The 26,068-nt window shown below is 62.3% G+C and carries 23 protein-coding genes; 11 read left to right on the top strand and 12 right to left on the bottom strand.

The window, feature by feature from the left end; all coding sequences use genetic code 11:
- Positions 1 to 45: 45 nt before the first annotated feature.
- On the top strand, positions 46 to 1,689 hold the full coding sequence (locus RPE78_RS01850; protein ID WP_339107825.1) for a CTP synthase: 1,644 nt from the start codon (positions 46 to 48) through the stop codon (positions 1,687 to 1,689).
- 25 nt (positions 1,690 to 1,714) lie between these two features.
- Here the strand turns inward: RPE78_RS01850 and RPE78_RS01845 are convergent, their stop codons facing one another.
- The 3 genes from RPE78_RS01845 to RPE78_RS01835 form a co-directional block, all read right to left on the bottom strand.
- Positions 1,715 to 2,410: a hypothetical protein gene (locus RPE78_RS01845; RefSeq protein WP_406721075.1), complete on the bottom strand. Its 696-nt coding sequence runs from the start codon at positions 2,408 to 2,410 to the stop codon at positions 1,715 to 1,717.
- 118 nt (positions 2,411 to 2,528) lie between these two features.
- The gene (gene purU, locus RPE78_RS01840; protein ID WP_406721073.1) at positions 2,529 to 3,461 is read right to left on the bottom strand and encodes a formyltetrahydrofolate deformylase; all 933 of its coding nucleotides are present in this window, start codon (positions 3,459 to 3,461) and stop codon (positions 2,529 to 2,531) included.
- 151 nt (positions 3,462 to 3,612) lie between these two features.
- Positions 3,613 to 3,936: a 2Fe-2S iron-sulfur cluster-binding protein gene (locus RPE78_RS01835; protein WP_339107822.1), complete on the bottom strand. Its 324-nt coding sequence runs from the start codon at positions 3,934 to 3,936 to the stop codon at positions 3,613 to 3,615.
- A gap of 55 nt (positions 3,937 to 3,991) precedes the next feature.
- Between RPE78_RS01835 and RPE78_RS01830 the strand changes: the two genes are divergently transcribed.
- Positions 3,992 to 4,684 carry a peptidoglycan-binding domain-containing protein gene (locus RPE78_RS01830; RefSeq protein ID WP_339107821.1) on the top strand — a complete coding sequence of 231 codons (693 nt, stop codon included), beginning with the start codon at positions 3,992 to 3,994 and terminating at the stop codon, positions 4,682 to 4,684.
- An 85-nt stretch (positions 4,685 to 4,769) separates the two neighbouring features.
- On the opposite strand, the gene RPE78_RS01825 is transcribed toward RPE78_RS01830, so the two are convergent.
- The 6 genes from RPE78_RS01825 to RPE78_RS01800 form a co-directional block, all read right to left on the bottom strand.
- On the bottom strand, positions 4,770 to 6,242 hold the full coding sequence (locus RPE78_RS01825; protein ID WP_339107820.1) for a DegQ family serine endoprotease: 1,473 nt from the start codon (positions 6,240 to 6,242) through the stop codon (positions 4,770 to 4,772).
- A 313-nt stretch (positions 6,243 to 6,555) separates the two neighbouring features.
- Positions 6,556 to 7,473 (bottom strand): protease modulator HflC, encoded by a 918-nt coding sequence (gene hflC, locus RPE78_RS01820; RefSeq protein WP_406721072.1) that lies wholly within the window; start codon positions 7,471 to 7,473, stop codon positions 6,556 to 6,558.
- Positions 7,473 to 8,618, bottom strand: a complete 1,146-nt coding sequence (hflK, locus tag RPE78_RS01815; RefSeq protein WP_339107818.1) for an FtsH protease activity modulator HflK — start codon at positions 8,616 to 8,618, stop codon at positions 7,473 to 7,475. Before hflK ends, hflC begins: the two co-directional genes overlap by 1 nt.
- 143 nt (positions 8,619 to 8,761) lie before the next feature.
- Positions 8,762 to 10,114 carry a glutathione-disulfide reductase gene (gorA, locus tag RPE78_RS01810; protein WP_339107817.1) on the bottom strand — a complete coding sequence of 451 codons (1,353 nt, stop codon included), beginning with the start codon at positions 10,112 to 10,114 and terminating at the stop codon, positions 8,762 to 8,764.
- A gap of 419 nt (positions 10,115 to 10,533) precedes the next feature.
- Positions 10,534 to 11,319 (bottom strand): ribose-5-phosphate isomerase RpiA, encoded by a 786-nt coding sequence (gene rpiA / locus RPE78_RS01805; protein WP_406721071.1) that lies wholly within the window; start codon positions 11,317 to 11,319, stop codon positions 10,534 to 10,536.
- A gap of 104 nt (positions 11,320 to 11,423) precedes the next feature.
- The gene (locus RPE78_RS01800) at positions 11,424 to 12,416 is read right to left on the bottom strand and encodes a Hint domain-containing protein (RefSeq protein WP_406721070.1); all 993 of its coding nucleotides are present in this window, start codon (positions 12,414 to 12,416) and stop codon (positions 11,424 to 11,426) included.
- A gap of 199 nt (positions 12,417 to 12,615) precedes the next feature.
- Here RPE78_RS01800 and RPE78_RS01795 point away from each other — a divergent pair, with 199 nt between their 5' ends.
- From RPE78_RS01795 to RPE78_RS01785, 3 genes are all read left to right on the top strand, one after another.
- Positions 12,616 to 13,998: an L-serine ammonia-lyase gene (locus RPE78_RS01795; protein ID WP_406721069.1), complete on the top strand. Its 1,383-nt coding sequence runs from the start codon at positions 12,616 to 12,618 to the stop codon at positions 13,996 to 13,998.
- A 95-nt stretch (positions 13,999 to 14,093) separates the two neighbouring features.
- Entirely contained in the window at positions 14,094 to 14,555 is a 462-nt protein-coding gene (locus RPE78_RS01790; RefSeq protein WP_406721068.1) for a DUF3429 domain-containing protein, read from the top strand.
- Between the two features lie 76 nt (positions 14,556 to 14,631).
- Positions 14,632 to 15,456 carry a fatty acid desaturase gene (locus tag RPE78_RS01785; protein WP_406721067.1) on the top strand — a complete coding sequence of 275 codons (825 nt, stop codon included), beginning with the start codon at positions 14,632 to 14,634 and terminating at the stop codon, positions 15,454 to 15,456.
- 92 nt (positions 15,457 to 15,548) lie between these two features.
- On the opposite strand, the gene purD is transcribed toward RPE78_RS01785, so the two are convergent.
- The gene (gene purD / locus RPE78_RS01780; protein ID WP_406721066.1) at positions 15,549 to 16,811 is read right to left on the bottom strand and encodes a phosphoribosylamine--glycine ligase; all 1,263 of its coding nucleotides are present in this window, start codon (positions 16,809 to 16,811) and stop codon (positions 15,549 to 15,551) included.
- A 113-nt stretch (positions 16,812 to 16,924) separates the two neighbouring features.
- On the opposite strand from purD, the gene xseA reads away from it, so the two are divergent.
- A complete protein-coding gene (gene xseA / locus RPE78_RS01775) occupies positions 16,925 to 18,517 on the top strand; it encodes an exodeoxyribonuclease VII large subunit (protein ID WP_406721065.1) in 1,593 nt (530 codons plus the stop codon).
- A 107-nt stretch (positions 18,518 to 18,624) separates the two neighbouring features.
- Here the strand turns inward: xseA and RPE78_RS01770 are convergent, their stop codons facing one another.
- Together RPE78_RS01770 and RPE78_RS01765 are read right to left on the bottom strand one after the other, a co-directional pair.
- Complete coding sequence (locus RPE78_RS01770; protein WP_406721064.1) at positions 18,625 to 19,035, bottom strand: hypothetical protein; 411 nt, start codon at positions 19,033 to 19,035, stop codon at positions 18,625 to 18,627.
- 254 nt (positions 19,036 to 19,289) lie between these two features.
- The gene (locus tag RPE78_RS01765) at positions 19,290 to 20,396 is read right to left on the bottom strand and encodes an alkane 1-monooxygenase (protein WP_406721063.1); all 1,107 of its coding nucleotides are present in this window, start codon (positions 20,394 to 20,396) and stop codon (positions 19,290 to 19,292) included.
- A 208-nt stretch (positions 20,397 to 20,604) separates the two neighbouring features.
- Between RPE78_RS01765 and ftsY the strand changes: the two genes are divergently transcribed.
- The 5 genes from ftsY to folE2 all read left to right on the top strand — a co-directional run bounded on the left by ftsY (position 20,605) and on the right by folE2 (position 26,021).
- On the top strand, positions 20,605 to 21,885 hold the full coding sequence (ftsY, locus tag RPE78_RS01760; RefSeq protein WP_406721062.1) for a signal recognition particle-docking protein FtsY: 1,281 nt from the start codon (positions 20,605 to 20,607) through the stop codon (positions 21,883 to 21,885).
- A 64-nt stretch (positions 21,886 to 21,949) separates the two neighbouring features.
- Positions 21,950 to 22,858: a hypothetical protein gene (locus RPE78_RS01755; RefSeq protein WP_406721061.1), complete on the top strand. Its 909-nt coding sequence runs from the start codon at positions 21,950 to 21,952 to the stop codon at positions 22,856 to 22,858.
- Between the two features lie 95 nt (positions 22,859 to 22,953).
- Positions 22,954 to 23,571, top strand: coding sequence for an inner membrane-spanning protein YciB (locus tag RPE78_RS01750; RefSeq protein ID WP_406721060.1), 618 nt, complete (start codon positions 22,954 to 22,956; stop codon positions 23,569 to 23,571).
- Positions 23,572 to 23,673: 102 nt separating this feature from the next.
- Positions 23,674 to 24,852 carry an O-succinylhomoserine sulfhydrylase gene (metZ, locus tag RPE78_RS01745; protein ID WP_339107804.1) on the top strand — a complete coding sequence of 393 codons (1,179 nt, stop codon included), beginning with the start codon at positions 23,674 to 23,676 and terminating at the stop codon, positions 24,850 to 24,852.
- A 77-nt stretch (positions 24,853 to 24,929) separates the two neighbouring features.
- Positions 24,930 to 26,021, top strand: coding sequence for a GTP cyclohydrolase FolE2 (folE2, locus tag RPE78_RS01740; RefSeq protein ID WP_339107803.1), 1,092 nt, complete (start codon positions 24,930 to 24,932; stop codon positions 26,019 to 26,021).
- The last annotated feature ends 47 nt before the right edge of the window (positions 26,022 to 26,068 follow it).

Genomic DNA, 26,068 nt, shown 5'->3' with positions numbered 1-26,068 from the left:
TCCGCTGCTGGACCGGCAAACCCAAGCAAACTCACGGGGGCTTTCATGGCACGTTATGTCTTCATCACCGGCGGTGTGGTGTCTTCTTTGGGGAAGGGGCTGGCATCGGCGGCGCTGGGGGCTTTGCTGCAAGCTCGCGGCTTTTCGGTGCGGCTGCGCAAACTCGATCCCTATCTGAACGTCGATCCGGGCACGATGAGCCCGTTCGAACATGGCGAGGTTTTCGTGACCGATGACGGCGCGGAGACCGATCTGGATCTTGGTCACTACGAGCGGTTCACCGGCGTTCCGGCCCGCAAGACGGATTCGGTTTCGTCGGGGCGTATCTATTCCAACGTTCTGGAAAAGGAACGCCGTGGCGAATATCTGGGCAAGACCATTCAGGTCGTGCCGCATGTCACCAATGGCATCAAGGACTTCCTCGCCGTGGGCGATGACGAGGTCGATTTCATGCTCTGCGAGATCGGTGGCACGGTGGGCGATATCGAAGGTCTGCCCTTCTTTGAAGCCATCCGTCAATTCGCGCAGGAACGTCCGCGCGGCCAATGTATCTTCATGCACCTGACCCTGCTGCCCTATCTGGCAGCCTCCGGCGAGCTGAAGACCAAGCCGACCCAGCACTCGGTCAAGGAGCTGCGCTCCATCGGGTTGCAGCCGGATGTGCTCGTCTGCCGCTCGGAACAGCCGATCCCCGATAAGGAACGCGCCAAGATCGCGCTGTTCTGTAATGTCCGCCCCGATGCGGTGATTCCGGCCTATGACCTGAAAACCATCTACGAGGCCCCCTTGGCCTATCACCGCGTGGGTCTGGATCAGGCGGTTCTGGATGCCTTCGGGATTTCGCCCGCGCCCAAGCCCGATCTGTCGCGTTGGGAAGACGTGATGGACCGTCTGGAAAATGCCGAGGGCGAGGTGAAGGTTGCCATCGTCGGGAAATACGTCCAGCTGGAAGACGCCTATAAGTCGATCGCCGAGGCGCTGACGCATGGCGGCATGGCCAACCGCGTGAAGGTGAAGGCCGAATGGATCGATGCCGAATTGTTCGAGAAAGAAGATCCGGCCAATTTCCTGAGCGATTATAACGCGATCCTCGTGCCGGGCGGCTTTGGCGAACGCGGCACCGAGGGCAAGATCCGCGCGGCGCAATTCGCCCGCGAGAAGAAGATCCCCTACCTGGGCATCTGCCTTGGTATGCAGATGGCGGTGATCGAGGCCGCGCGCCACCTTGCAGGCATCGAGGATGCGGGGTCGGAAGAGTTCGACCACGAGGCAGGCAAGCGCCGCTTCGAGCCGGTTGTCTACCACCTGAAAGAATGGGTGCAGGGCAATCACCGCGTCGAGCGCAAGGTCAGCGACGACAAGGGCGGCACCATGCGTCTGGGCGCCTATTCCGCCGTGCTGAAGGCCGATTCGAATGTGGCGGCTGTCTATGGCACCACCGAGATCGAAGAGCGTCACCGTCACCGCTATGAGGTCGATGGCCGCTACCGCGAGAAGTTGGAGGAATGCGGTCTGGTGTTCTCGGGCATGTCGCCCGACAACCGCCTGCCCGAGATCGTCGAGCATAAGGACCACCCGTGGTTCATCGGCGTGCAGTTCCACCCTGAGCTGAAGTCGAAACCTTTCGCGCCGCACCCGCTCTTCTCGGGTTTCGTGAAAGCCGCGAAAGAGCAAAGCCGGTTGGTATAAGGAAAGGGGCCCTCGGGCCCCTTTTTCATTTGGTGGTTGGTGTGACGAGGTCGAGTAGGGCGGCGTGGTGTGCTCGATACAACTCAACGTCGTCGTTTACGTCTCGGACTGCCAGTTCTTTCCATTCTCTTGAAGATAACGTGTCTTCTGAAGTGCTGCGACAAAGCCGGAGGAGCCAAGAGAGTAGAACCATTCCTTCGAGGCATTGATCGAAGATCTCGCGGTGCACTCCGATATATTTTCCCTCTTTATTGCCTTCGAAATCCTTGTAAGCGGAGAGTTTGGAGCGTTTCGAGCCCCCGCCCCGTGCCAGATTGTGCGCAAGTTTCTCATCGCGAAATATTTTTAGCGTTGCGGCCTTCTGATCCCATTTTCGGAAAGATTTCTTCCACTTTTTAAACGGCCTATCAGATGGAAAATCTTTCCATCCTGCATAGCGCGTTTGATGCTCGATAAACTTAAGCAGAGAAATTGAGCCTTTGCCGCCGTCAAGAAGTTTGGCGACACCGAGCACGAGGCTGTTTTTATAAGTGAAAAATGTCCATTGAGCAGACATTTGTGCAGGGTTTAGCCTGTCTAGAGCCCAGAGCGTGCGACGATCTAGATATTCGGTGACATAAGCGTAATCGACGCATAGAGCGCGCAGAATACTGCTAAATGTCTCGGTGAATTCTTGTAATGACGGAATGCTTTCATCTTTTTGTTCGTTAGCTTCTTCCATCTCCCAGCACCCTCAAAATTTATCAATTAGCTAAAGCACATGGATATTTGAACTAAGCACTTCAAGAAGCATCGAGCCCCTCCCCAAATTGAAAAGGCGCCCGAGGCGCCCCTTCTATTCAGCCCATTCGTTCCGAGGCATAGGAGCCCGGGGAGGCAGGGAAGACCACCGTTTTATTGCCATTGATGAAGGCGCGGTGGTGGATATGGGCGTGGATGGCGCGCGATAGGACCTGTGCTTCGACATCGCGGCCCAGCGATACGTAATCGGCGGCCGATTGGGCATGGGTGATGCGCACCGTGTCCTGCTCGATGATCGGGCCTTCATCGAGATCGGCGGTCACGTAATGCGCCGTCGCGCCAATCAGCTTCACGCCGCGTTCATAGGCCTGTTTATAGGGGTTCGCGCCTTTGAAGGACGGCAGGAAAGAGTGATGGATATTGATGATCCGCCCCGACATTTTCTGGCACAGATCATCCGAGAGCACCTGCATATAGCGCGCCAGCACGATCAGGTCGGTGCCGGTTTCCTCGACCAGCGCCAGAAGGCGGGCTTCGGCCTGGGGCTTGTTCTCCTTGGTGACCTTGATGTGGTGGAAGGGGATGTCGTAATTGACCACGACCTTCTGGTAGTCGAAGTGGTTGGACACGACGCCCACGATATCCACCGGCAGCGCGCCGATGCGCCAGCGATAAAGGATGTCGTTGAGGCAATGGCCGAAGCGCGACACCATCAGCATGACCTTCATCCGCTGCGACGGATCGTGGAATTTCCAGACCATAGCGAAGGGGGCCGCCACCGGATCGAAGCCTGCCGAGATATCCTCCAGCGCCATACCGTCCTCGCTGCGGAAGGTCATGCGCATGAAGAACTGCCCCGTCAGCGCATCGTCATATTGCTGCGCGTCGATGATATTGCAGGATTTTTCTGCCAGATAGGTGGTGACGGCGGCCACAATTCCGCGGGCGGTCGGGCATTGCACGGTCAGGACAAAGGTCTGTTCGGCGGTCTGTTCGGCGGTCTTTCCGGCTGTTGTCTCGGGGGCGGTCATCGGATGTCCTCTCGCATGGCTTGTTGCCATGACCTTCATCCGAACGGCCATTCCCTTCGCGGTGATTTGCGACAGGCTAACGGGAAAAGGCGACGCCCGCCTGCGACATTGCCAAAAGAAACGCCCGAAGCGGGGGCCTCGGGCGGGGAGCTTAGATCTGTTTCTCGGGCAGCTGCACCACAAGGCCGTCCAGATCCGGCGTGACCTTGATCTGGCAGGTCAGCCGCGAGGTCTCGGGGTCGGGCTGATAGGCGAAATCGAGCATGTCCTCTTCCATACTGTCTTTCGGCGGCAGGCGGTCGACCCATTCTTTGGCGACATAGACATGACAGGTCGAGCAGGCACAGGCCCCGCCGCAATCGGCATCGATGCCTGGCACGCCGTTGTCGCGTGCGCCTTCCATCACGGTCAGACCGGGTTTGACATCGATTTCATGTTTCGTGCCGTTATGTTCGATATAGGTGATCTTTGCCATGGCTGTGCTTTGCGCCCCAAACTTGCTTTGGTTGTCAGTGGAACTGGTGTAGGGCATGACGGAAGGCTTGACCAGTGCGCGGGCAGGGGCTCTGTGGTGCAAAGCGGCAGGTCAGGCGAAGTTGAACGGAATGCGGATGGCGGGAATGCGTAAATATGTGGCGGCTGTCTCGGTGCTGGCCATGCTGGGCGGTTGTATGACGGGCGATCGCCAGATCGCGCCGCGCGATGATTCCGAAATCCCGCTGACACTGGCCAATGAATGGCGCGACACCCCGCCCGATCCGGCGGCGGCAGGGTGTTATGCGCGTCAGACCAGTCCGGCGGTGGTCGAAACGGTAACCGAACAGCGGCTGGTCTCGCCCGAGATCCGCGACCCCGAGACCGGCAAAATCACGCAGGCTGCCGCCTATCACACCGAAACCCGCCACCAGATCGTGACAGCGCGGGGCACGCGCTGGTTTGCCGCGCCCTGTCCGCCGGTCTTTACGCAGGATTTCGTGGTGATGCTGCAACGCGCTCTGGCGGCGCGGGGCTATTATCATGGGGGGCTGTCAGGCAGTCTGGACCGGTCCACGGGGCAGGCGATCCATGCCTATCAGAAAGCGCGCGGGCTTTATAGCGCGACCCTTTCGACACGGGCAGCACAGGAGCTGGGGCTGACGCTCTGGTCGGACAAGACCGCCCCGACGGCTTCGGCCACGCCCGGTGTTGCCGCGCCCTATCCCGGCCAGATGGGACCAACCTGACCTCTGGAGCCATACCCATTGCCAAGATCGGTTGAAGGGCGCCCCGTGGGGCGCCCTTCTCTCTACAGGTGGGGATGTGCGGTGATTATTTCACCGGCAGCGCGACAAAGCGCGGCTCACCCCCACGACGGATCAGCAGAAGAAGCGATTTTCGCCCCTCATCCTTGGCCTCTTTAACGCGGTCTTGCAGGTCGGTGACGCTGGTCACATCCTGCTGACCGGCTTCGGCAATCACATCTCCGGCGCGCAGGCCCTTGTCATAGGCATCGCTTTCCTCGTCGAGATCGCTGATGACCAGACCTTTGGCATCCGAGGGCAGATCCAGCTGGCCGCGCAGGTCGTCGTTCAGCGGTTCGATGGACATGCCTAGAACGGTATCGCTGTCTTGCGACTGGCTTTTTGCCGCCGCCGGAATGGGCTGGTCTTCCGAGGTCTCGCGGCGGCCCAGCGTGACGGTCAGGGTTTTCTCTTTGCCATCGCGCTGGACGATCACCTGAACCTTCTCGCCAATCGGGGCCTTGGCCACGCGGCGCACCAGATCGCGGGTGTCGGCGACATCGCCCCCGTCGAATTTCACGATCACGTCGCCCGCCTGCATGCCCGCATCCTTGGCCGGACCGTCGGGCACTTCCGAAACCAACGCGCCTTTGCTCGAGCTCAGACCCAGCGCTTCGGTCATATCATCGGTGACATCCTGAATTTTCACACCCAGCCAGCCGCGACGGGTTTCGCCATATTGCTGTAGCTGCGACACCACGTTTTTCACGACATTCGACGCCATCGAGAAGCCGATCCCGATCGAGCCGCCATTGGGCGACAGAATCGCGGTGTTCACGCCGATCACCTCGCCGTTCATGTCAAATAGCGGCCCGCCCGAGTTACCACGGTTGATGGCGGCATCGGTCTGGATATAGTCATCATAGGTGCCCGAAAGCTCGCGGTTGCGCGCCGAGACGATCCCCGCCGAGGCCGAGAAGTTCTGGCCTAGCGGGTTGCCCATCGCCATGACCCAGTCACCTACCCGCATCTTGTCGCTGTCACCGAAGGGGACGAAGGGCAGCGGCTTGTCGGTTTCGACCTTCAGAAGCGCGATATCGGTTTTGGGATCGGTGCCGATCAGCTTGGCTTTCTTGGTGGTGCCATCGAAGAAGGCCACCGTGATGTCATCGGCATTTTCGATCACATGGTTATTGGTCACGATATAGCCGTCTTCCGAGATCACGAAGCCCGATCCCAGCGCATTCGAGTGATGCGGGCGCGAGGGGCTTTGCTGGCCCTGATCGGGGAAGCCGAAATCGCGGAACAGATCATCGAAGGGGCTGCCTTCGGGGAACATCGGGTTCGACTGGGTCGGGGTCGAGACGGTCATCGAGGTGGTGATCATCACCACCGAAGGCGAAACCTTCTGCGCCAGATCTGCAAAACTGTCAGGCGCGGCTTTGGCAAATACCGGCGTGGCATGAAGCGGGGTCAGGGCGATTGCAGCCGCCACGGCCGCGGCCCCGAAGGCACCACGGACATTTTTTGCGGACAGGAAGGCGGGGGTCTGGATTGTCATGCTCTCTCTTGCTCCGAAGATGCGGTTGGCCGGCACCTTTAGGCTTCCGACCTCGGTATGCCAGTTTAAGAACGTCGTGACGGAAATCACAAATGAAAGCCCCGTCTCATTGGGACAATTGGCTGTGAAACGCCGGTGACCACCTGTCTGGCCGGATCGTGATTTGACACGGGCTCTGCTGTGAGGGGGCGGTTCTGTGTCGCCACGGTCGGTATCGCGGGCGATGATCCCTCTGATCCGGTCCGGTAACCGGCGCGGTCGTCCATGAGAAAGGCCGCAGCCTTGCGGCTGCGGCCTTTCTGTGATGCGGGGCCTATTGCGCGGCTGGCGGCTTTGCCGTCTGTGCTTGGCTGGGGGCTTCCCCAAGCGATTGCAGGAAGCGGTCATAGTCGAAGTAAAGACTATCGGGCTGCGCGATGATCCGCGAGCTATCCGACTTCAGCGTATTGGCGTAGAAATCCAGCTGGCGGGTGAAGGCGAAGAAGTTCGGGTCCTTATTATAGGCCTCGGCATAGATCTTGTTGGCCTGTGCCTGTGCCTCACCACGAACGATCTCGGCCTGACGTTGCGCATCCGAGGTCAGTTCGGTGCGGGTCCGGTCGGCGCTGGCGCGGATCCGCTGGGCGGCCTCGTTCCCGCGTGCGATCTCGTCAGCCGCCTCCCGCTCGCGCTCGGCGCGCATACGGGCATAGGTGGCCTCAAGGTTCTGGTCGGGCAGGTCGGTGCGGGTCAGACGCACGTCGATCACCTCGACCCCAAGGGCCTGTGCCTCGGCGCGGGCGGAATCGCGGATCTTCACCATCAGGCTGATCCGGTCATCCGACAGAACCGCAGTCGAGGGCACACCCCCCAGCACTTCGCGGATCTGGGCGGTGATGATATTGTCCAGCTGCTGCTGTGCCCAGGGTTCGCCGCGGCCACGGGTGGCTGTATGGAATTTTACCGCATCGGTGATGCGCCAGCGGGCAAAGGCATCCACCACCAGACGGCGGTCATCCAGAGGGGTCACCTCCAGCGGGCGCGTCGTCAGCGACAGGATGCGGTCCTCATAGGTTTTGACCGTCTGGATCAAGGGAAGTTTGAAACCCAGACCGGGGGTGGTCTTGACCTCTTTCACCTGCCCGAATTGCAGCACAAGCGCCTGTTCGCGCTCGTCGACCACATAGACAGAGCTCAGGCCGACAGCGGCCACAAGGGCGATCACAGGAATGGCGATTGCGAGTTTTTGCATCAGTTCGATCCCTCGCTCGACGTGTCGGTTTTGGCTGCAGGTTTCATGTCGGGCAGCGGCAGATAGGGCACGACCCCCTGAGCGCCCTCGGGCTCGTCGATAATCACCTTATCGACCCCGCCCAGAACGCTTTCCATCGTCTGCAGGAACATCCGGCGCTTGGTCACATCGGGCGCGTTGACATATTCATTATAGACCGAGGTAAAGCGCGCGGCCTGACCCTCGGCCTCGTTCACGGTGCGGGCACGATAGGCTTCGGCCTCTTCTTTCAGCTGGGCGGCCTGACCACGGGCCTGCGCGGTGACGCGGTTGGCATAGGCGTCGGCCTCATTGGTCAGACGGTCCCGCTCTTGCTGGGCCGCCTGCACCTGACGGAAGCTGTCGATCACCTCCTGCGGCGGATCGGCCTTATTGAAGTTCACACGGATCACATGGATCCCCGAGTTATAGCTGTCGAGCGTGCCCTGGATGGCGCCTTCCAGCTCGGCACGGATCGCGCCGCGATCACGGTTGAGCACCGGTGCCAGTTCCGAGCGCGCGATGATGTCGCGCATGGCCGATTCGGCCACCGCGCGGATCGATTCCTGCGGATCGGAGAGGTTGAAGAGATATTTCGCCGGATCCTTGATGTTCCAGACGACCTGGAACTGGATATCAACGATATTCTGGTCGCCGGTCAGCATCAGGCCGGTATCGTTCGAGCCTGCGCGCCCCATCCCGATATCCACCGTCTGTTCCAGATCGACAGGCAGGATTTCATGGGTCACCACAGGCCAAGGGGCGAAGTTGAGGCCTGCGGTCTTGGTGGCCGAATATTTGCCGAAGGTCATCTCGACGGCTTCTTCGCCCTGCTGCACGGTATAGAACGACGACCATGCCCAAAGCACGGCAGCCCCGACCACGACAATCGCGCCGATGGTCTTGACGCCGGGACCATTGCTTGGGCCGCGCGGTCCGGCCCCGCGACCGGACCCCGAACGCCCGCCCATCAGCACGCGCAGCTGTTCGGAGCCCTTTTTCATGAACTCTTCGATCTCGGGGACCTGCTCTTTGCCGGGGCCACGTTGTCCGGGGCGCTTGTCGGACCCTTTCGGCTTGTCGCCGTCATCTCCGCCGCCCGTTCCCCAGGGACCTGAATTGCTCATGAGACTCCTCACCTTTTCTTGATCTCCGCAGTGATTTGGGGAGGGAACCCGCAGGTTTCAACCCGCCCCATAGCAGTTCTAAGTATATGATTGTCGATATTTCCGGATTCCCGCAGGGCCGGTTTGCCTGCGGGGGCCGTGGCTCAGACGCTGCGCGTCGGGCTGCGCATGGTTACCAGTTCTTCGGCCATTGTCGGATGCACGGCGCAGGTCGCATCGAATTGCGCCTTGGTTGCGCCCATCTTCATGGCAATGGCCACCATCTGGATCATCTCGCCCGCATCGGGGCCAACGATATGGCAGCCGGTCACGACCTGTGTCTTCTGATCCACCACCAGCTTCAGGAAGACCTTCTCGTCATTGCCCGCAAAGAGGCTCTTCATCGGGCGGAAGCTAGAGGTGTAAATATCGGCGCCGGTGCCCGCGGCCTCCTCCTCGGTCACGCCACAGGTGCCGAATTCGGGCTGGGTGAAGACCGCCGAGGCCACCAGATCATGGTCCATCTTGCGCGGATTGGCCCCGAAGACGGTATCGGCAAAGGCGTGGCCTTCGCGGATTGCCACAGGGGTCAGCTGGATGCGGTCGGTCACATCGCCCACCGCAAAGATCGAGGGCACGTTGGTCTGCGACCATTCATCCACCAGCACCTCGCCCCGCTGGCCCAGTTTGACGCCGGCCTCCTCCAGCCCCAGCCCTTCGGTCAACGGTACACGGCCCGTGGCGTAGAGTACGGCGTCATAGGTCTCTTCGGTTTGTCCCGCGATATGCACGCTGAAGGCCGTGCCCTTGCAGGTGACGCGGTCGATGACATGGCCGGTGCGGATGCGGACCCCCGCGCGTTCCATCTGCCCCACGATCACATCGCGCGATTCCGCATCGAAGCCGCGCAGAAGGGCCGAGCGGTTGAGCAACGAGACCTCGACACCCAGACCGTTCAGGATGCAGGCGAATTCGCAGGCGATATAGCCCCCGCCCACGATCAGCATGGTCTTCGGCAGGGTCTTGAACTTGAACATGTCATTGGAGGTCAGCACATGTTCGCACCCCTCGAACTCCGGCACGAAGGGTTTGCCGCCCACCGCCACCAGAATATGCTTGGCCGAGACGATGCGCCCGTCGGCCAGTCTCACCTCATGCGGGCCCGCCACGGTCGCGCGGCAGTCGTGGAGGGTGACGCCCGCGCCTTCCTGTCCCTTGCGATAAAGCCCTTCCAGACGGTCAAGCTCGGCCTCCAGCTTCCTGTGAAAGACCTCCCAGTCGAAGGCACCGATCGTGGCGTCCCACCCATAGGCCTGCGCCTCGCGCACGGCTTCGGGATAGCCCGAGGCATAGACCATCAGCTTTTTCGGCACGCAGCCGCGAATGACACAGGTTCCGCCCATGCGGTATTCTTCGGCCAGTGCCACTTTCGCCCCGTGGCCTGCCGCGATCCGTGCGGCCCGGACCCCGCCAGAGCCGCCACCGATGACAAAAAGATCAAAGTCGAAATTGCTCATGGGAGATGTCCTTACGTTCCGCTCCGCCAGACGCGGGGCTGTCATGGGCAGCACATGGCCCTTCTGTTGCGCGAAGATAGACCACACATCGGCGGGCTTGGCCAGAGTTGCCGTCGTCCGGTCGCGTCTGCCCCGAATGCGCGACCAATATGGTCAATGCGGCGGGTAGCCCAAAGCCGTGCCGTGGGACCATGAGCGCTTGAAGTCGGCATGTGTTGACACAGCTTGCACGGTGCTGGCGGCATTTCGGGTCTGAGCGGGGCAGGGCGGGGCCTTGGGCGGGGCACCTCAATATGCGGAACGCCTCCCGCAGGCCCTGGAAAAGAAACGGGCCCGCAGCGGCAGCGCCGCCCGGACCCGGTCTAGTTTATTGGCCGTCGCAGCACGCCCGCAAGGCGGGTGGCTTGGCGGAGTGGCGGTTATTTCAGATCGCCAAAGATGTTGTCGTTCTCGGCGAAGTCGATCTTTTCATGCGCCACGGTGCCAGCATTGATATCGCGCACTTCGACGCGGCCATCGGCATCACCGATGATGACCATATCACAGATGTCTATGAACAGCCCGCTTTCCACCACACCGGCGATCTGGTTCAGCGCCAGTGCAAGTTGGCGCGGATTGCCGATCTTGTTCAGATGGCAGTCGATGATATGGTTGCCCTCATCGGTGACCAGAGGCTGGTCGCCCTCCATACGCACGGTGGTCTCGCGGCCCAGCACATCCATCGACGACAGCACTTCCTCGATCAAGGTGCGGGTCACCGGCCAGCCGAAGGGCGTGACCTCGACGGGCAGCGGGAAGGCCCCCAGATGCGCGACTTCCTTGGAGGCATCCGAAATCACGATCATCCGGTCCGAAGCGGTCGCCACGATCTTCTCTTGCAGAAGGGCTGCACCGCCGCCCTTGATCAGGTTCAGCTCGGGGTCGAATTCATCGGCACCGTCAATGGTCAGATCCAGCCATTTCGCCTCTTCCAGCGAGACGACCTTGATGCCCATCTGACGCGCGAGTTCTGCGGTGCGGGTCGAGGTCGGCACGCCGATGATGTTCAGCCCTTCCTCGCGCACACGCTCACCCAGACAGCGCACCATCCATGCAGCGGTCGAGCCGGTGCCAAGGCCGACACGCATGCCGTCCTCGATGAAATCCACCGCGCGGCGGGCGGCAGCGAATTTGGCCTTGTCCATGGGGGAAAGCTCGGCGGGCATGGTTTTGCTCCTCAAAGATCCGTTCGCGCGGCTTATAGCAGACCTGCGCGACCATGCACGCGCTATTCCTCAGGGTTTCGTATAAAATCATATGGGCCGCGTGATCAGGCGCGCTGGGGCAGGCGCAACATCCGCTGCGCTTTGCCCGTGGGCACGATCGGGCGCGCAGGCAGCATGCCGAACGGGTCGGCCTCGCGCGTGGCTTGCAGATAGCGGGCCGTTTCGGGGCCGACGCAACTCAGTGCGGCGGGGCCGGGCAGCAGGCTTTCGGTACGGGCATCTTCGGCAAAGACGACCTCGTGGCGTTCGAACAGCAGATGGACCCACTGGATGCGGTCGCATTCGGCGCGGGTGATGCCGGGTTGTCCCACAAGGGCGCGGGCCGCCACAAGAATTTCCTCGCCCTGCAACGGGCCCCGCTCCGGTCGCATAAGCACCCTGTGCCGGCCCGACAGAAACAGCGGGCGCGTATTGCCGATAACTCCGGTTTCAAACCGCACCGGCGCATTGGCCCCGCGTCCGTTAACCAGCCAGCGCCCCGCCCATTCCAGCGGGCGATAGCCGTTATCGACGGTCTGGATACGCATCCCCTCGCGCAGCTTTTCCACCGGCACCGGCCCCTGTTTGGTGGCCACCAGACTGCCTGCCGCAAAGCAGATCGCCATCGCACTATAGGCAATAACCGGATCATTGCTGTCGATGCCCACAATATCGTAGCTCTGTCCGGCAAAGAGCCGTTCGGTGGAGGCGATCCCGTGCACTTGCCCCTGATATTCCAGCACATAGATCGTGATATTGTCGGCAGGATCGCTCGAACCGCTGGGGCGGATGATATAGCTGTATTCGGTCTCGACCCCGTCGCCCGCATCCCACGCGACCCCGTCGAATGTGGTGGCGGCGGCCAGCGCCTGCCCGCCATCGGCATCCTCGAAGCTGGCATCGTCATCGACCAGATCGACAAGCTGCAGATCTGCGCTGGGGGAGATGACAAAGCTGGTGGCACCGGGCGCATCTGTCTCGGCCGTCGCATTCGATGCAAACGGGTCAGGCCCCGTGATCACGAGGTCGGAAATTTGCCAGGCGCCAAAGGTTGGCATGTCACCATCACGTCAGTTACAGAACCGGCCCCTATCTGACCGATTTTCGGTAAATGTTCAGCTAATGTTCTTAATCTTGTGGGGCAATTCGCGCGTTTGATGCGCCGAATGTCGTTTTCGCGCAGGTCCGCCGGTCGGGCTGTGACATTGTGCAAAGGCAGCCATCCCCGCCCGCGCGGGACCATCCAGGGAGTGCGAGATGTTTCTGAGTGTGTTCGATATCTTCAAGATCGGGGTCGGGCCGTCCTCTTCGCATACGATGGGGCCAATGGTCGCCAGTGGCATGTTTCTGGCGCTTCTGCGGGGCTCGCATTTCAAGGCGCACGGGCTGCGTGCGCGGCTGTACGGGTCGCTGGCTTTCACCGGCAAGGGCCATGCCACCGACCGTGCCACGATCCTTGGTCTCGCGGGGCTTCTGCCCGAGAGCTATGACCACGAGGCCGCCGAAGCGGTTCTGGCGCAGAACACCAAGGATCATCTGCTGAACCCCGAGGGGCTGGGGCCACTGGTTTTCAACCCCGAAACGGATCTGATCTTCGACTATGGCCCCGCACTGGAAGGCCATGCCAACGGGATGGTGTTGGAGGCGCTGGATAAGCAGGGCGACGTGCTGGCGCAGGAGACCTATTATTCCATCGGTGGTGGCTTTGTGCGCAGTGCCCGCGAGATGGCGGCCGCCGATGATGCCGCGGCCAAGGATGCGCCATCGCCCGTGCCTTTCGGGTTCCGTTCCTCGGATGAGATGCTGTCGATGGCCCATGCCTCGGGGCTGGGGATCGCGCAGATGAAGCTGCAGAACGAGGCCCGTTTCCGCAGCCGCCCCGAGATCGAGGCAGGGTTGTCGCGCATCTGGGAGGTGATGAACGGCTGCCTTTCGCGCGGGCTCGAGACCGATGGCATTCTGCCCGGAGGTCTGAAGGTCAAGCGCCGCGCCAAGGCGATCCATGACGCGCTGCACTCCGAACGCGGCCAGAACCTGCAGGCACCGCATATCGTCAACGACTGGATCTCGACCTATGCGATGGCGGTGAATGAGGAAAATGCCGCAGGCGGACAGGTGGTCACCGCGCCCACCAATGGGGCGGCAGGCGTGCTGCCTGCGGTGATCCGCTACTGGCTCGATCATGTGCCGGGGGCAAGCCGTGCCCGTGTGGGGGAATTCCTGCTGACGGCGGCGGCGATAGGCGGGCTGATCAAGACCAATGCCTCGATCTCGGGGGCGGAATGCGGCTGTCAGGCCGAAGTGGGGTCGGCTGCGGCTATGGCTGCGGCGGGGCTATGCGCCGTGATGGGCGGCACGCCCGAGCAGATCGAGAATGCCGCCGAAATCGCCCTGGAACATCATCTGGGGATGACCTGCGATCCGGTGCGCGGGCTGGTGCAGGTGCCCTGCATCGAGCGCAACGGTCTGGGGGCAATCAAGGCGGTCTCGGCGGCGTCGCTGTCGCTGCGCGGGGATGGCACGCATTTCGTGCCGCTTGACGCCGCAATCGAGACCATGCGTCAGACGGGCCGCGACATGCATGAACATTACAAGGAAACCAGCCTTGGCGGGCTGGCGGTGAATGTGCCCAATTGCTGAGCCCTGATCTTTCCTGCCCCCCGTCGAGATACTTTATCGGGAAACTTTTGGGGGTTTTGCGGCTTTTGCTAGGGAGATTGGCGAAAGGACAGGGGATGGCGCGCGAAATCAGGATCGAGGAACAGGCGCAGGTGCCTCTGGACGGGGCGGTTTTTGGCTGGCTGGCGATGGTGCCGATCTGGCTCTTGGCGCTGACGGTCTGTCTTCAGGGCGAGATGCAGGGGCTGGCGCTGCGCGGTCTGGTTCTATGGAGCGCGGGGATCGTGATGTTTCTGGCAGGTGTCCGGCGGGGGCTGAGTTTCCGCACGCCGGGCGGGCCTCGGGTCGGGCAGCTGGCGGCGATGCTGGGGATGTTCGGCGCTGGGCTTTTGGCGCTGATCCTGCCCGAAACTGTTGGGCTGATGCTGCTGGCTTTGTGTTATGCGATTTATGCGGTCTTGGACCCGAGGGCCGCACGGCGCCAAGAGGTGCCTTTGTATTTCATCCGGCTGCGGCCTTGGCAGATGGGCAGCGCCTGTCTGGCGCTTGGGGCGGCGTGGTTGGCGCTGGTGCAGTAAGGGGCTGACTTGCGGGCGGGGCACGGGCTGGTTAGACCGAGCGGGATTTATTTTGCGATTTCCTGCAGAGGTTTTTATGACCGAATTCGAGCGCGCCCCGAAAGGGGTCGAGTATCACGATCTGACGCAGATCCCCCGTTATCAGAAATATATCGAACTGGCCTTGCCGCTGCCGTGGTTTGTCGGGTCTTTGGTACTTTATGCGGGGCCGTATTGGCCTTTGGGGTTTCCCTGTAGCTTTATGTTTTTCCTGTGCTGCCTGCGGCTGAACCATGAGGCGATCCATGGCAATCTTGGTGCTCCTCGGGCGGTGGATCACGCCATCATGCATGGGCTAAGCGGTTTGATGCTGGGGTCGAACCATGCGGATGCCTTCTGCCATCTGGAGCATCACCGCGACATGATGGGCGAGGGCGATCACGAGGGCCATTGCGCGCGCATGAGCTTTTGGGAGGTGCTGCGCTATGGGCCGAGGTTTCCGGTCAAGCTGAACACAACGACATGGGCGCGGGGCGGTGCGCGCTGGCGGCGCAGGCTGTTGGTGGATTGGGCTTTGGTGGCGGCGCTGGTGCTGCTGGGAGTGCTGCTGCCTGCGGCTTGGGGAGGGGGGACGCTGCGGTTCCATCTTCTGGCGATGGCTTTGGGGCAGTGTTTGACGGCGTTTTTTGCCGTGTGGATCACCCATCAAGGGACGGAAGAGACGGGGCTTGCAGGGCGCAGCCAGCGCGGGCCACTGGCTTGGGTCGCCTATCTGATGTTCTACCACCGCGAACATCATCTGTTTCCCAAAGTGCCGGTCAGCCGCCTGCCGGAACTGGCGCGGCGGCTGGATGCGACGGTGCCGGGCTATGCCGAGGGGCGCCAGCCTGTGGTGCCTGTCTGGGATGATGTCCGGCGCTAGGAATAGCCCAGCAGGGTGGCCCCTTCCTCGGGGAGGGAGGTCCTCCCGCTCGGGCGGGGCCTCGGGGGCGCGTTACGCCCCCGACACGCGGCTCAGAGCGCGCGCCAGCCGATGTCTTTGCGGCAGAAGCCCTCGGGCCAGTCGATCTGGTCGACCAGCGCATAGGCGCGGTCGCGGGCTTCTTGTAGCGTAGCGCCTCGGGCAGTGACATTGAGCACGCGCCCGCCGGTGGCAAGGATTGCGCCGTCTTTTGCCGTGGTGCCCGCGTGGAAGACCGTTTCGCTTGAGGTCGAGGGCAGGGCGTCGAGGCCACGGATCTCGGTGCCTTTGGTATAGCTGCCCGGATAACCATTTGCTGCCAGTACCACGGTCAGCGCATGGTCATCGGCCCATTGCGGTTGCACCTGATCCAGACGCCCTTCGGCACAGGCCAGCAGCAGGTCCAGCGCCTGCGCGCCCAAGCGCATCATCAGCACCTGACATTCGGGATCGCCGAAGCGGACGTTATATTCCACCAGACGCGGCTGGCCATCCTTGATCATCAGGCCCGCATAGAGCACGCCCTGAAACGGGGTGCCGCGACGCGCCATCTCGGCCACGGTCGGTTTGACGATCTGGGTGATGGCCAGATCCTCGACCGCCTGCGTCAGGACGGGGGCGGGGGAATAGGCGCCCATGCCGCCGGTATTGGGGCCGGTATCGCCATCGCCCACGCGCTTGTGGTCCTGAGCGCCGCCCACGACCGCGATATTTTCGCCATCCGACAGGATGAAGAGCGAGGCTTCCTCGCCCTCCATGAATTCCTCGATCACGACCTCTGCGCCGGCCTCGCCAAAGGCGCCGCCGAAGATCTCGGTGATGCCGTCGAGCGCTTCTTGCAGCGTCATCGCGACGATCACGCCTTTGCCTGCGGCCAGACCATCGGCCTTGATGACGATGGGGGCGCCCTGTGCTTCCACATAGGCGCGGGCCGCATCGGCATTGTCAAAGCGCGCATAGGCGGCGGTGGGGGCGTTGCAGGCATCGCAGACGGCTTTGGTGAAGGCCTTGGAGGCCTCGAGTTTCGCGGCCTCGGCCGAGGGGCCGAAGGTCAGAAGGCCCGCCGCACGCAGCGCATCGGCCACACCTGCGGCCAGAGGGGCCTCGGGGCCGATCACCACGAAATCGATCGCCTGTTCCTGACACAGGTCCAGCACGGCTTGCGCATCGCAGGGGTCAATCGCGGCGCATTCGGCAATCGCGGCAATCCCCGCATTGCCCGGCGCGACGATCAGACGGTCGCATTTGGGGTTTTGCTTGATGGCCCATGCCAGCGCATGTTCGCGCCCGCCGCTTCCAAGAACCAGAATGTTCATATGTCGTCCCTTTGCCGCACTCGTGTGATCGCGCCCCGTTTACGGCGAAGGGGGCTTTCGGGCAAGTGGCATTGACGCCTTGAAGCGGCAGGGAGGATGGGCGAAACAGGGGCATGGATCTTTTTGAAGATGAATCAGGCCCGAGCGGCAATAACAACGCCCATGATTACACGGTCTCCGAGATTTCGGGGGCGGTCAAACGCGTGATCGAGGGCGAATTCGGCCGCGTGCGGGTGCGCGGCGAGGTGGGGCGTGCGACACGCCCGCGCTCGGGGCATCTGTATTTCGACCTGAAGGACGACCGCTCGGTGATCGCTGCGATCAGCTGGAAGGGGCAGGTGGACCGGATGGCCGTGATCCCCGAAGAGGGGATGGAGGTGATTGCCACCGGCAAGATGACCACCTTTCCGGGCCAGTCGAAATACCAGCTGATTGTCGATACCGTCGAGCCTGCAGGCGCGGGCGCGCTGATGGCGATGCTGGAGGCGCGCAAGAAGGCCTTGGCCGCCGAGGGTCTGTTTGATGCGGGGCGCAAGCGGCCCCTGCCGTGGCTGCCGAAGGTGATCGGGGTGGTGACCTCGCCCTCGGGGGCGGTGATCCGTGATATTCTGCACCGGCTGCGTGACCGTTTTCCGCGTCATGTGTTGATCTGGCCGGTGGCGGTGCAGGGGCAAAATTGTGCGGGCGAGGTGGCACGGGCGATCCGTGGCTTCAACCGGCTGGCCCCTGACGGGCCGATCCCGCGGCCCGATCTGCTGATCGTTGCGCGGGGGGGTGGCTCGATCGAGGACCTCTGGGGGTTCAACGAAGAGATTGTCGTACGGGCGGCGGCGGAAAGCCGTATTCCGCTGATTTCGGCGGTGGGCCATGAGACCGATACCACGCTGATCGACTATGCTTCGGACAAGCGGGCGCCCACGCCGACGGCTGCGGCCGAGATGGCGGTGCCTGTACGTGGCGAGCTGGCTGTCTGGCTGCAGGATGCGGGGGCGCGGATGGCACGCGCGGTGCGGGCGCGGGTGGATATCCAGCGCCAGCGCCATAGCGATCTGTCGCGTGCTTTGGGGCGGCCCGAGGCGGTTCTGGACCCTGTGCGCCAGCGTTATGACTGGTGGGCCGACAGGCTGGATCCGGCGCTGCGCGGGGTGACTTTGCGCAAGCGCTCCGAGTTTGGCCGGATCGAGGCGCGGCTGTCTCCGACCCTGTTGACGCGGGGGCTTTCGGAACAGGGGCGCAGGCTTGAGGGGCTGTCCGCGCGGCTGGTTTCGGCACGGGCGCGCAACCTTGATCTGGCGCGCTCGCGCAATGCGCAGTCGCGCGAAAGGCTGGAGGCTTTGGGCGAGCGGATGGCGCAGGCGCAGCAGCGCCGGATCCGTCAGCTGGGTGAGCGGCTGGAGCAGATGGACCGCATGCGCCAGACTTTGGGCTATCGCGAGACGCTCAAGCGCGGCTATGCGGTGGTGCGCGCGGGCGAGAGCGTGGTGACGACGGCTGTTGAGGCGGCTGGTCACGCGGCGCTGCAGGTCGAATTTGCCGATGGCGTTCTGCCGGTGGTCACTGGTGGGGAGGGCGGGCCGTTGCCTGAGGCGACCAAGGCCCCCGAGCCGAAATCACCCGTGGCGGAGACTGCTGCGCCGAAATCCGCCAAAAAGGCGCCCAAGAAGGCGGTGAAGACTCCACCGCCAGAGCAGGGCAGTCTGTTCTGATCGCGCCGATCTCCGGCGGGGCCGCGTCCTGTCGGGGCATTGAACCCCGCCAGTCCGCGCGATGCGTGCCGCATCGGGGCGCTTTACCTATAGGTCTTCGAGACTTGTCAGACGCCGATATCGGGGCCGGGGCAATTCAGCGGGGTCTCGCTTTCGCTGAGCGAGATTAGCGGTTCGGACATACCGCCATCGCCCATGAACTGGGCTTTCAGCCCTTTGTCGGTATCGTAGAACTTCCAGCATTGCTGGCCGTTCTCGTCCTGATAGTCGAAGCAGATCTCTTCGCCCTGCTGCTGCCATGTGCCCACTTTGCACGCGCTTTCGGTGAAGGCCCAGAGCACCTTGTGACCGGGCAGATATTGCTCGATTCCATAGGCTTGGCCATTGGCGGAATAGGTGATTGTCTTTCCGGTGGTGCGGGCGTCGAACCCCGCGGCATCCAGCGGGGGCGTGGCATCTTCGGCCTGCGACACAGTGGCAAGGAGGGCAAGCGGGAAGGCGAGGACGAGGGCGCGCATCAGGGGCTCCGGCTGGGCAAGATCGGGGCCATCTTGGCAAAAACCGTGCCAATGTGAAACCCACAGCCCCGTGAAACGCCTGCTATGCGCGCATTCTATCCGGGGGGCTGGAAGCCAGGGGCTTTTGCGGGGGCTGGACGCGAAGTTCACGGCGGTTTTGGTGGGTGGAACCGCCGCTGCGTTGCGTGGCCTTTCCCTGCGCCAAGGCCGCGCCAAGCCGCTTCTGGCCGCGGGACCTTGCCGACGGCCGCCTGCTAGCGCCTGTCTGTGTGCGTAGCGGGTCCAGCGAGCCGGTCGAGCCGCCGATCCATGACGCGCCGCCACATCGGCGGGCAGAGCGCCAGCGTCGCCATGACCGGCAGCGAGCGCGGCAGGATCGGGCGGGTTGCCGTGATCTCGCCGATCCGCAGGGCGGGATAGGCGCGTGCGGGATGGGCATGGTGGTCGCTGTGACGCGGAGCGTTGAGCATCCAGAGCGAAGAGGCGGGTGGGCAGGCATCCCAGCTGTGATCCGGTCCTGCCGGTTCGACCCGCCCGTTCCGGATCTGCCGCCTTAACCCGTAATGCTGCACGTAATCGGCCAGCAGGAGCTGGATCTGCGCATGGGCGCATAGGCCCAGATAGGCGCATAGCCCCCAAGGCCCCCAAGCCAGTGTCACCATGCAGATCATCAGCACAGCCCCCAGACCATAGGCGAGATAGACCCTGTGCCGGACCGGACGTCCCGCCTTGCGACGCAGCGCTTCTTCGGCCTGCAAGCCCGCTTTCCAAGACCCGATCCAAGCGCGTGGCAGGAAGGTCCAGAACCCCATGCCGCGCGGCGCGGAATTGGGGTCTTGCGGGGTGGCGACATGGATATGGTGCACCAGCCTATGGGCCGAGGCGTGATGGCCGAAGAGCAGTGTGATATAGAGACATTGTCCCAGCCGGAAGAACAGCCGATTGCGGCGATGGATCAGCTCATGGGCGGCGGGCACGCTCACCTGCCCCAGAACGAAACCACATGCAAGAAACAGGGCAAGTTTGGACAGGGCAAGCGTGAACGGGTTCTTGTGCAGGGGAGTGATGGGCAGCGGAGTGGCGCCCCATCCTGTGACCAGTGCGTTCAGGCACAGGGCGAGGATAACCAGATGGCCTGCGAAAATTGCCAGCAGAAGCCCGTCTGCGGCCGGAAATTCCACCCCTTCCGGCGCATCCGGCAGGGGGGCGGGGAAGAGCCTGTCGAGCAGGTGCAGAACCGTCGAACTGGCGCAGAAAGCCAGCAGGCACCACCAGCCGCCAAGCTCTGCCGCCAGCCCGACCAAGATCATGGGCACCAGTGTCGCACAGGCGAAAAGCGATGTTCCGGGCGGGCGCTTCATGGGGGTCCTTCAGTGGATCTGGGCAGGTTGCGACGGTGATACGGGATTTTCGGGGTGGAATCGACGGAAAACGGCGCAATTTCCCTGCGCTTGCGTGGAGAATGCTTTGGCAAGCCCTTCCATCGCTCGGCAGGATTGATTAGGTGAAAACGAAACCAATCTGGTCGGGGCCGTCAGGGCAGGGCCATTAGGCGTATAGGGGCAAGCTATGTCGTTTTTCAAAAAGTTGAAATCCCGTCTGACACGGTCCTCCTCGCGTCTTGAGGAAGGGATCGAGGATCTTGTGGCCGAAAAGCCGGCGCTGCCCGAACCCGAAGCAGTGCCTGACGTCGCACCCGATGCACAGGGTGTGGCGGCGCCCGAAGATACGAAGCCCGAGGCGGTAACGCCGGAAAAGGACAAGCCCGAGGCGGTAACGCCGGAAAAGGATAAGCCCGAGGCGGCAGGGTCGGGGGATGCGGGGGCGGGTATGTCGCGGCCCGATGCACAGCCGTCCGCTCAGCCGCAAACGCAGGACGCGGCTTCTGTTGTGCCGCCTGCGGTTCCGGTCCAGAAAATGCCCGCCGCAGCGGAGCCGCTTCGCCCTGCCGCGCCAGCCAGCAAGCCCGGTTTCTTCGGTCGGCTTCTGGGCGGGGCGCGCGATGACAGCCCGCGCCGTGTGCTGGATGACGAATTTCTGGAAAGCCTCGAAGAGTTGCTGATTGCCTCGGATATGGGGGTCGATACGTCCCTGCGCGTGACGGCAAACCTTGCCGAAGGCCGTATGGGGCGCAAGCTTTCGGTCAACGAGATCAAGGGGCTGTTGGCGCAGGAAGTCGCCCGCATCATGGAGCCCGTTGCCAAGCCGATGCCGATCTTCCCCAAGCGTCCTCAGGTGGTGCTGGTGGTGGGGGTCAATGGTTCGGGCAAGACCACGACCATCGGCAAGCTGGCCAGCCAGTTCAAGGCCGCCGGAAAATCGGTGGTGATTGCGGCAGGCGATACCTTCCGCGCAGCCGCGGTGGAGCAGCTGAAGGTCTGGGGCGAGCGCGCCGATGTGCCGGTGCTGACCGCGCCCGAGGGCTCAGACCCTGCAAGCCTTGCCTTTGACGCGATGTCCCGTGCCGAGGCCGAGGGCGCAGACCTTCTGATGATCGACACGGCAGGCCGCCTGCAGAACCGCGCCGATCTGATGGAAGAACTGGCCAAGATCGTCCGTGTGATCCGCAAGAAAGACCCGAGCGCGCCGCATAACACGCTTCTGGTGCTGGATGCGACGACGGGGCAGAACGCGCTGAACCAGGTGGAAACCTTCCGCAAGCTGGCCGATGTGTCGGGGCTGGTGATGACCAAGCTTGACGGCACCGCAAAGGGCGGGGTTCTGGTGGCGCTGGCAGACCGCTTCGGCCTGCCGATCCATGCGATCGGCGTAGGCGAGCAGATCGACGATCTGGCCCCCTTCGACCCGCAGGAATTCGCGCAGGCGCTGGTGGGGATCGAGGCGAAATGAGTATTAGAAGGACGTGAGTATTAGAAGATTTATTACACAGGGGCTTTCGCTAGGCGTCAGGGTGATGCCCCTTCTGGCGCTTCCGCTTATGGCGGGACCTGCATCCGCCGATGATGCCAAAAAGACAGCCTGTGCGCCGGTGGCAGAGCTGCTTGCGTTGGCAAAGGTCGATTATGGCACGCAGGAGCAGAACGGCGATCGCTGCATTTTCCGCGATCTGGTCGTTCCGCTTCCGCTTGATTTGGCGGCCCTTTATGCTGACGAGCTGGATGTCTCACTGCGCGGGATGGATGCGGGGCTGCGGCCCGATGCGCTGCCCTCGCATGTGGATCTGCGTGTATCCAACCTGTTCTATGGCATCCGCGGGATAGAAGGCTATCCGCCCAAGATGGCCTATCTACAGAATGAAATCGCGCGGATGGCGGCATATCAGGTTGCGCTGGATCTCGACTGGAACGAGGAAGATGCCGAGTTGCGGTTGAACCGGATGGAGGTGACCGATCCGCTGGGGCAGGTCTCGCAGCTGTCCTTCACGCTGGGGTCGGTCACTCCTGCGTTCTTCGCGGCCCCCGTCGAACAGGCGAGCTTCCCTTCGGTCGAAGCTTTCTCGCTGGATCTGGCCTTGCCGTGGCTGTTCGAGGCGGTTGCCCTGATGCCGATGGGTATGGCGCTTTTGCCTGAAGAGGGTGATCCTGCGGCAGCTCTTGCCGCATTGCAAACCCAATATGCGGCTTTGGCCGAGGCGCTGCCGGACGCCTATATCGATGCGCCGTCACGCGCGGCGCTTGTGCGGTTGATCGGGGACCTGCCGCATCCACAGCATGCGCTATCGGTGGATCTGCGGGGCAGGGTGCCATCGCTGTCGCTGACGCAGGAAGAACTGCAGGCGCAGGATAGGGCGATGGCCTATGGCACGAAGCTGCTGGCGCAGGGCGGTTTTGGTCTGCAGATCGGCTATGGCCCCAACCCGTGAAACAGGCCTGACGGCACCGTGAGCCGTGCGGGGCGTGACTTTGCGCCCCGAACGCGGCATATCGGAATAAAGGCCCAGCTAGGACAGGACGGAATATGTCGGAACGCAAGATCAGCCCCGTGGTGAAAGGCGCGCTTGAATGGGGTCCCATTCTGGCCTTTTTCGTGGTCTATATGAAACTCAAGGACCAGACGGTGATGTTCCACGGCACGGAATATCACGGCTTTATCGTCGCGACGGCGATGTTCATTCCGCTCTTGACCATCTGCACCCTGATCTTGTGGAAACTGACGGGCAAGCTGGCGCCGATGCAGATTGCGACGCTTGTCTTGGTGATTGTCTTCGGCGGGCTGTCGGTCTGGCTCAATGATCCGAAATTCTTCAAGATGAAAGTGACGCTGATCTACCTGCTCTTTGCGGGGATCCTTGGCGCGGGGCTGCTGCTGGGCAAACCGTGGTTGCAGCTTGTGCTCTCTGACAATCTGCCGATGAAACCCGAGGGCTGGACCATCCTGACCAAGCGGCTGGCGCTGTTCTTTCTGGGGCTTGCGGTGCTCAACGAAGTGATCTGGCGCACCCAGTCGGAAGAGATGTGGGTCAATTTCAAGACCTTCGGCCTGATGATCCTGATGTTCGTCTTCCTGATGGCGCAGGGGGGGCTGCTGAAACGCTATGCCCTTGAGGAGAGCGCCGAGGACAAGACCGACGACTGAGGCGTTCCGGGGCAGCCAATCCTTGACCGGCCCAGCCTATAGGCGTATCGCATCGGCAAGAAGCGCCGGGTGACGGTCCGGCCATTTAGGATGAGGACGACGATGACCAAGGATTGGAACACCCGCACGAAACTGGTTCATGAAGGCATCCGCCGCAGCCAGTATGGCGAGATGGCCGAGGCTCTGTTTCTGACCCAAGGCTTTGTCTACCCTTCGGCAGAAGTGGCCGAGGAACGTTTCCTGCATGCCGGTCCGGACGAATTCATCTATGCCCGCTACGGCAACCCCACCACCCGCATGTTCGAAGACCGGATCGCCGCGATCGAGGGCACCGAAGACGCCTTTGCCTGCGCGTCGGGCATGGCCGCCGTCAATGCCGCGCTGACCTCTCAGGTGAAAGCGGGCGACCATATCGTGGCCGCGCGCCAGATGTTCGGGTCGTGCCTTTATGTGCTGAAGGTGCTGCAGGGCTTTGGCGTCGAGGTCACGCTGGTCGATGGCACCCAGCTTGCCGAATGGGACGCCGCGATCAAGCCCAACACCAAGCTCTGCTTCTTCGAGTCGGTCTCGAACCCCGGGCTGGAAGTGATCGATATCACGGGCGTGGCGAAAATCGCCCATGCGCATGGCGCGAAACTGGTGGTCGATAACGTCTTCGCCTCGCCGGTTTTCTCGAATGCGGTGGCGCAGGGCGCGGATATCATCGTCTATTCGACGACCAAACATATCGACGGCGGCGGGCGCGCGCTTGGCGGCGTGGTCTGTGGCGACCGCGAGTTCATCCGTGGGCCGCTCGAAACCTATGCCAAACATACCGGCGGCGCGATGAGCCCCTATCACGCATGGCTGCACCTGTCGGGCATGCAGACGCTGGATCTGCGGGTGCGGGCTCAGGCCGAAAGCGCGGCCAAGGTCGCCAAGGCTGCCGAAGGCCATCCGGCGCTGAACCGCTCGATCTATCCGGGCCTGCCGAGCCATCCGCAGCATGATCTGGCGATGGCCCAGATGGGGTCGGGTGGCACGATGGTGGCGCTGGATCTGAAGGGGGGCAAGGAGGCCGCGTTCAAATTCCTCAATGCGCTGGAGATCGTGAAGATTTCCAACAATCTGGGGGATGCGAAATCCATCGCGACCCACCCCGCGACCACCACCCACAAGAACCTGACCGAAGACGAACGCGCCGAAATCAAGATCACCCCCGGCATGGTGCGCATCTCGATCGGGATCGAGGATGGCGATGATCTGGTGAAAGATATCGTCGGGGCACTTGACGCAGTTTGATAAGCTTTTGTCGTTAAAAGGGTGGCACGATCACATCTGCCACCCTATCTGTGCGATCTACGGAAAGGACAAATCCCATGAACGTCGATCGCCGTATTGATGCCCGTCAGGAACGTGCCCGCGCAGCTTTGAACGAGTTGCGGGATTGGGCGGCTTCCGTCACACCGGAAGAAGTAGCCGCACTGGATCCGGCGATTGCGCGGCTCCTGCCCGGGCGGGAAGTGGCCAACTATCCGGATCTCACGCGCCGCTACGATCACGATTTTACCGTGGATGAGGCCTATAAGGCCACAATGCCCGATCTGCAGAACGGGCCGTCCTCGTTGATTGTAGGGGCCAAGGCGCGCATCGGCCACGTGGGGATCTCGAACTTCCGGCTCCCGATCCGTTACCGCCGCCGCGACGGCGGCGAACGCGAGCTGGAAACCTCGGTCACCGGTACGGTCAGCCTTGAAGCCGAGAAAAAAGGCATCAATATGAGCCGCATCATGCGGTCCTTCTATGCCCATTCCGAGACGGATTTCTCGCTGGATGTGATGGCGGGAGTGCTGGACGATTATAAGGCCGACCTCGAAAGCTTCGATGCACGTCTGGCAATGGCGTTCTCTTACCCGATGCGGCGCGACAGCCTGCGCTCGGGGCTGTCGGGCTGGCAATATTACGATATCGCTCTGGAGTTGATCGAACATAGCGGCCAGCGTCGCAAGATCATGCATCTGGACTATGTCTATAGCTCGACCTGCCCCTGCTCGCTGGAACTGTCAGAGCACGCGCGTTCGCAACGCGGGCAACTGGCGACACCACACTCCCAGCGTTCTGTGGCGCGAATCTCGGTGGAGACGCTGCCGGGTGAGCGCCTGTGGTTCGAGGACCTGATCGCGATTGCCCGCCGCCAGATACCCACTGAAACGCAAGTCATGGTGAAGCGGGAAGACGAACAGGCCTTCGCCGAGTTGAATGCCGCTCATCCGATCTTCGTTGAAGATGCCGTAAGAGTCCTGGCCGAAGGTCTGAAAGCAGATCCGCGTATCGGCGACTTCCGTGTTGTTGCCAGCCATCAGGAAAGCCTGCACAGCCATGATGCAGTTGCGGTGCTGACAGAAGGGTCGGTCTTTGCATCCGAAAGCCTTGACCCTCGATTGTTTGCGAGCCTGATTCACGGGGGGTAAGAGGCTCTGCCTCTCTTGAGCCTGCGGCTCAATTCACTCCGGGATAT

It is taken from the genome of Thioclava litoralis (genome assembly GCF_045278885.1).
GTDB classification, from domain to species: Bacteria; Pseudomonadota; Alphaproteobacteria; order Rhodobacterales; family Rhodobacteraceae; genus Thioclava; species Thioclava litoralis.
The sequence above is the reverse complement of the archived record's forward strand: the minus strand, read 5'-3'. Positions and strand labels throughout refer to the sequence as shown.

What these genes read in the sequence shown, in the direction of transcription:
- RPE78_RS01850 (WP_339107825.1), top strand. Translation starts at nt 46, where the DNA reads ATGGCACGTTATGTCTTCATCACCGGCGGTGTGGTGTCTTCTTTGGGG.
- RPE78_RS01845 (WP_406721075.1), bottom strand. Translation starts at nt 2,410, where the DNA reads ATGGAAGAAGCTAACGAACAAAAAGATGAAAGCATTCCGTCATTACAA.
- purU (WP_406721073.1), bottom strand. Translation starts at nt 3,461, where the DNA reads ATGACCGCCCCCGAGACAACAGCCGGAAAGACCGCCGAACAGACCGCC.
- RPE78_RS01835 (WP_339107822.1), bottom strand. Translation starts at nt 3,936, where the DNA reads ATGGCAAAGATCACCTATATCGAACATAACGGCACGAAACATGAAATC.
- RPE78_RS01830 (WP_339107821.1), top strand. Translation starts at nt 3,992, where the DNA reads ATGACGGAAGGCTTGACCAGTGCGCGGGCAGGGGCTCTGTGGTGCAAA.
- RPE78_RS01825 (WP_339107820.1), bottom strand. Translation starts at nt 6,242, where the DNA reads ATGACAATCCAGACCCCCGCCTTCCTGTCCGCAAAAAATGTCCGTGGT.
- hflC (WP_406721072.1), bottom strand. Translation starts at nt 7,473, where the DNA reads ATGCAAAAACTCGCAATCGCCATTCCTGTGATCGCCCTTGTGGCCGCT.
- hflK (WP_339107818.1), bottom strand. Translation starts at nt 8,618, where the DNA reads ATGAGCAATTCAGGTCCCTGGGGAACGGGCGGCGGAGATGACGGCGAC.
- gorA (WP_339107817.1), bottom strand. Translation starts at nt 10,114, where the DNA reads ATGAGCAATTTCGACTTTGATCTTTTTGTCATCGGTGGCGGCTCTGGC.
- rpiA (WP_406721071.1), bottom strand. Translation starts at nt 11,319, where the DNA reads ATGCCCGCCGAGCTTTCCCCCATGGACAAGGCCAAATTCGCTGCCGCC.
- RPE78_RS01800 (WP_406721070.1), bottom strand. Translation starts at nt 12,416, where the DNA reads ATGCCAACCTTTGGCGCCTGGCAAATTTCCGACCTCGTGATCACGGGG.
- RPE78_RS01795 (WP_406721069.1), top strand. Translation starts at nt 12,616, where the DNA reads ATGTTTCTGAGTGTGTTCGATATCTTCAAGATCGGGGTCGGGCCGTCC.
- RPE78_RS01790 (WP_406721068.1), top strand. Translation starts at nt 14,094, where the DNA reads ATGGCGCGCGAAATCAGGATCGAGGAACAGGCGCAGGTGCCTCTGGAC.
- RPE78_RS01785 (WP_406721067.1), top strand. Translation starts at nt 14,632, where the DNA reads ATGACCGAATTCGAGCGCGCCCCGAAAGGGGTCGAGTATCACGATCTG.
- purD (WP_406721066.1), bottom strand. Translation starts at nt 16,811, where the DNA reads ATGAACATTCTGGTTCTTGGAAGCGGCGGGCGCGAACATGCGCTGGCA.
- xseA (WP_406721065.1), top strand. Translation starts at nt 16,925, where the DNA reads ATGGATCTTTTTGAAGATGAATCAGGCCCGAGCGGCAATAACAACGCC.
- RPE78_RS01770 (WP_406721064.1), bottom strand. Translation starts at nt 19,035, where the DNA reads ATGCGCGCCCTCGTCCTCGCCTTCCCGCTTGCCCTCCTTGCCACTGTG.
- RPE78_RS01765 (WP_406721063.1), bottom strand. Translation starts at nt 20,396, where the DNA reads ATGAAGCGCCCGCCCGGAACATCGCTTTTCGCCTGTGCGACACTGGTG.
- ftsY (WP_406721062.1), top strand. Translation starts at nt 20,605, where the DNA reads ATGTCGTTTTTCAAAAAGTTGAAATCCCGTCTGACACGGTCCTCCTCG.
- RPE78_RS01755 (WP_406721061.1), top strand. Translation starts at nt 21,950, where the DNA reads ATGCCCCTTCTGGCGCTTCCGCTTATGGCGGGACCTGCATCCGCCGAT.
- RPE78_RS01750 (WP_406721060.1), top strand. Translation starts at nt 22,954, where the DNA reads ATGTCGGAACGCAAGATCAGCCCCGTGGTGAAAGGCGCGCTTGAATGG.
- metZ (WP_339107804.1), top strand. Translation starts at nt 23,674, where the DNA reads ATGACCAAGGATTGGAACACCCGCACGAAACTGGTTCATGAAGGCATC.
- folE2 (WP_339107803.1), top strand. Translation starts at nt 24,930, where the DNA reads ATGAACGTCGATCGCCGTATTGATGCCCGTCAGGAACGTGCCCGCGCA.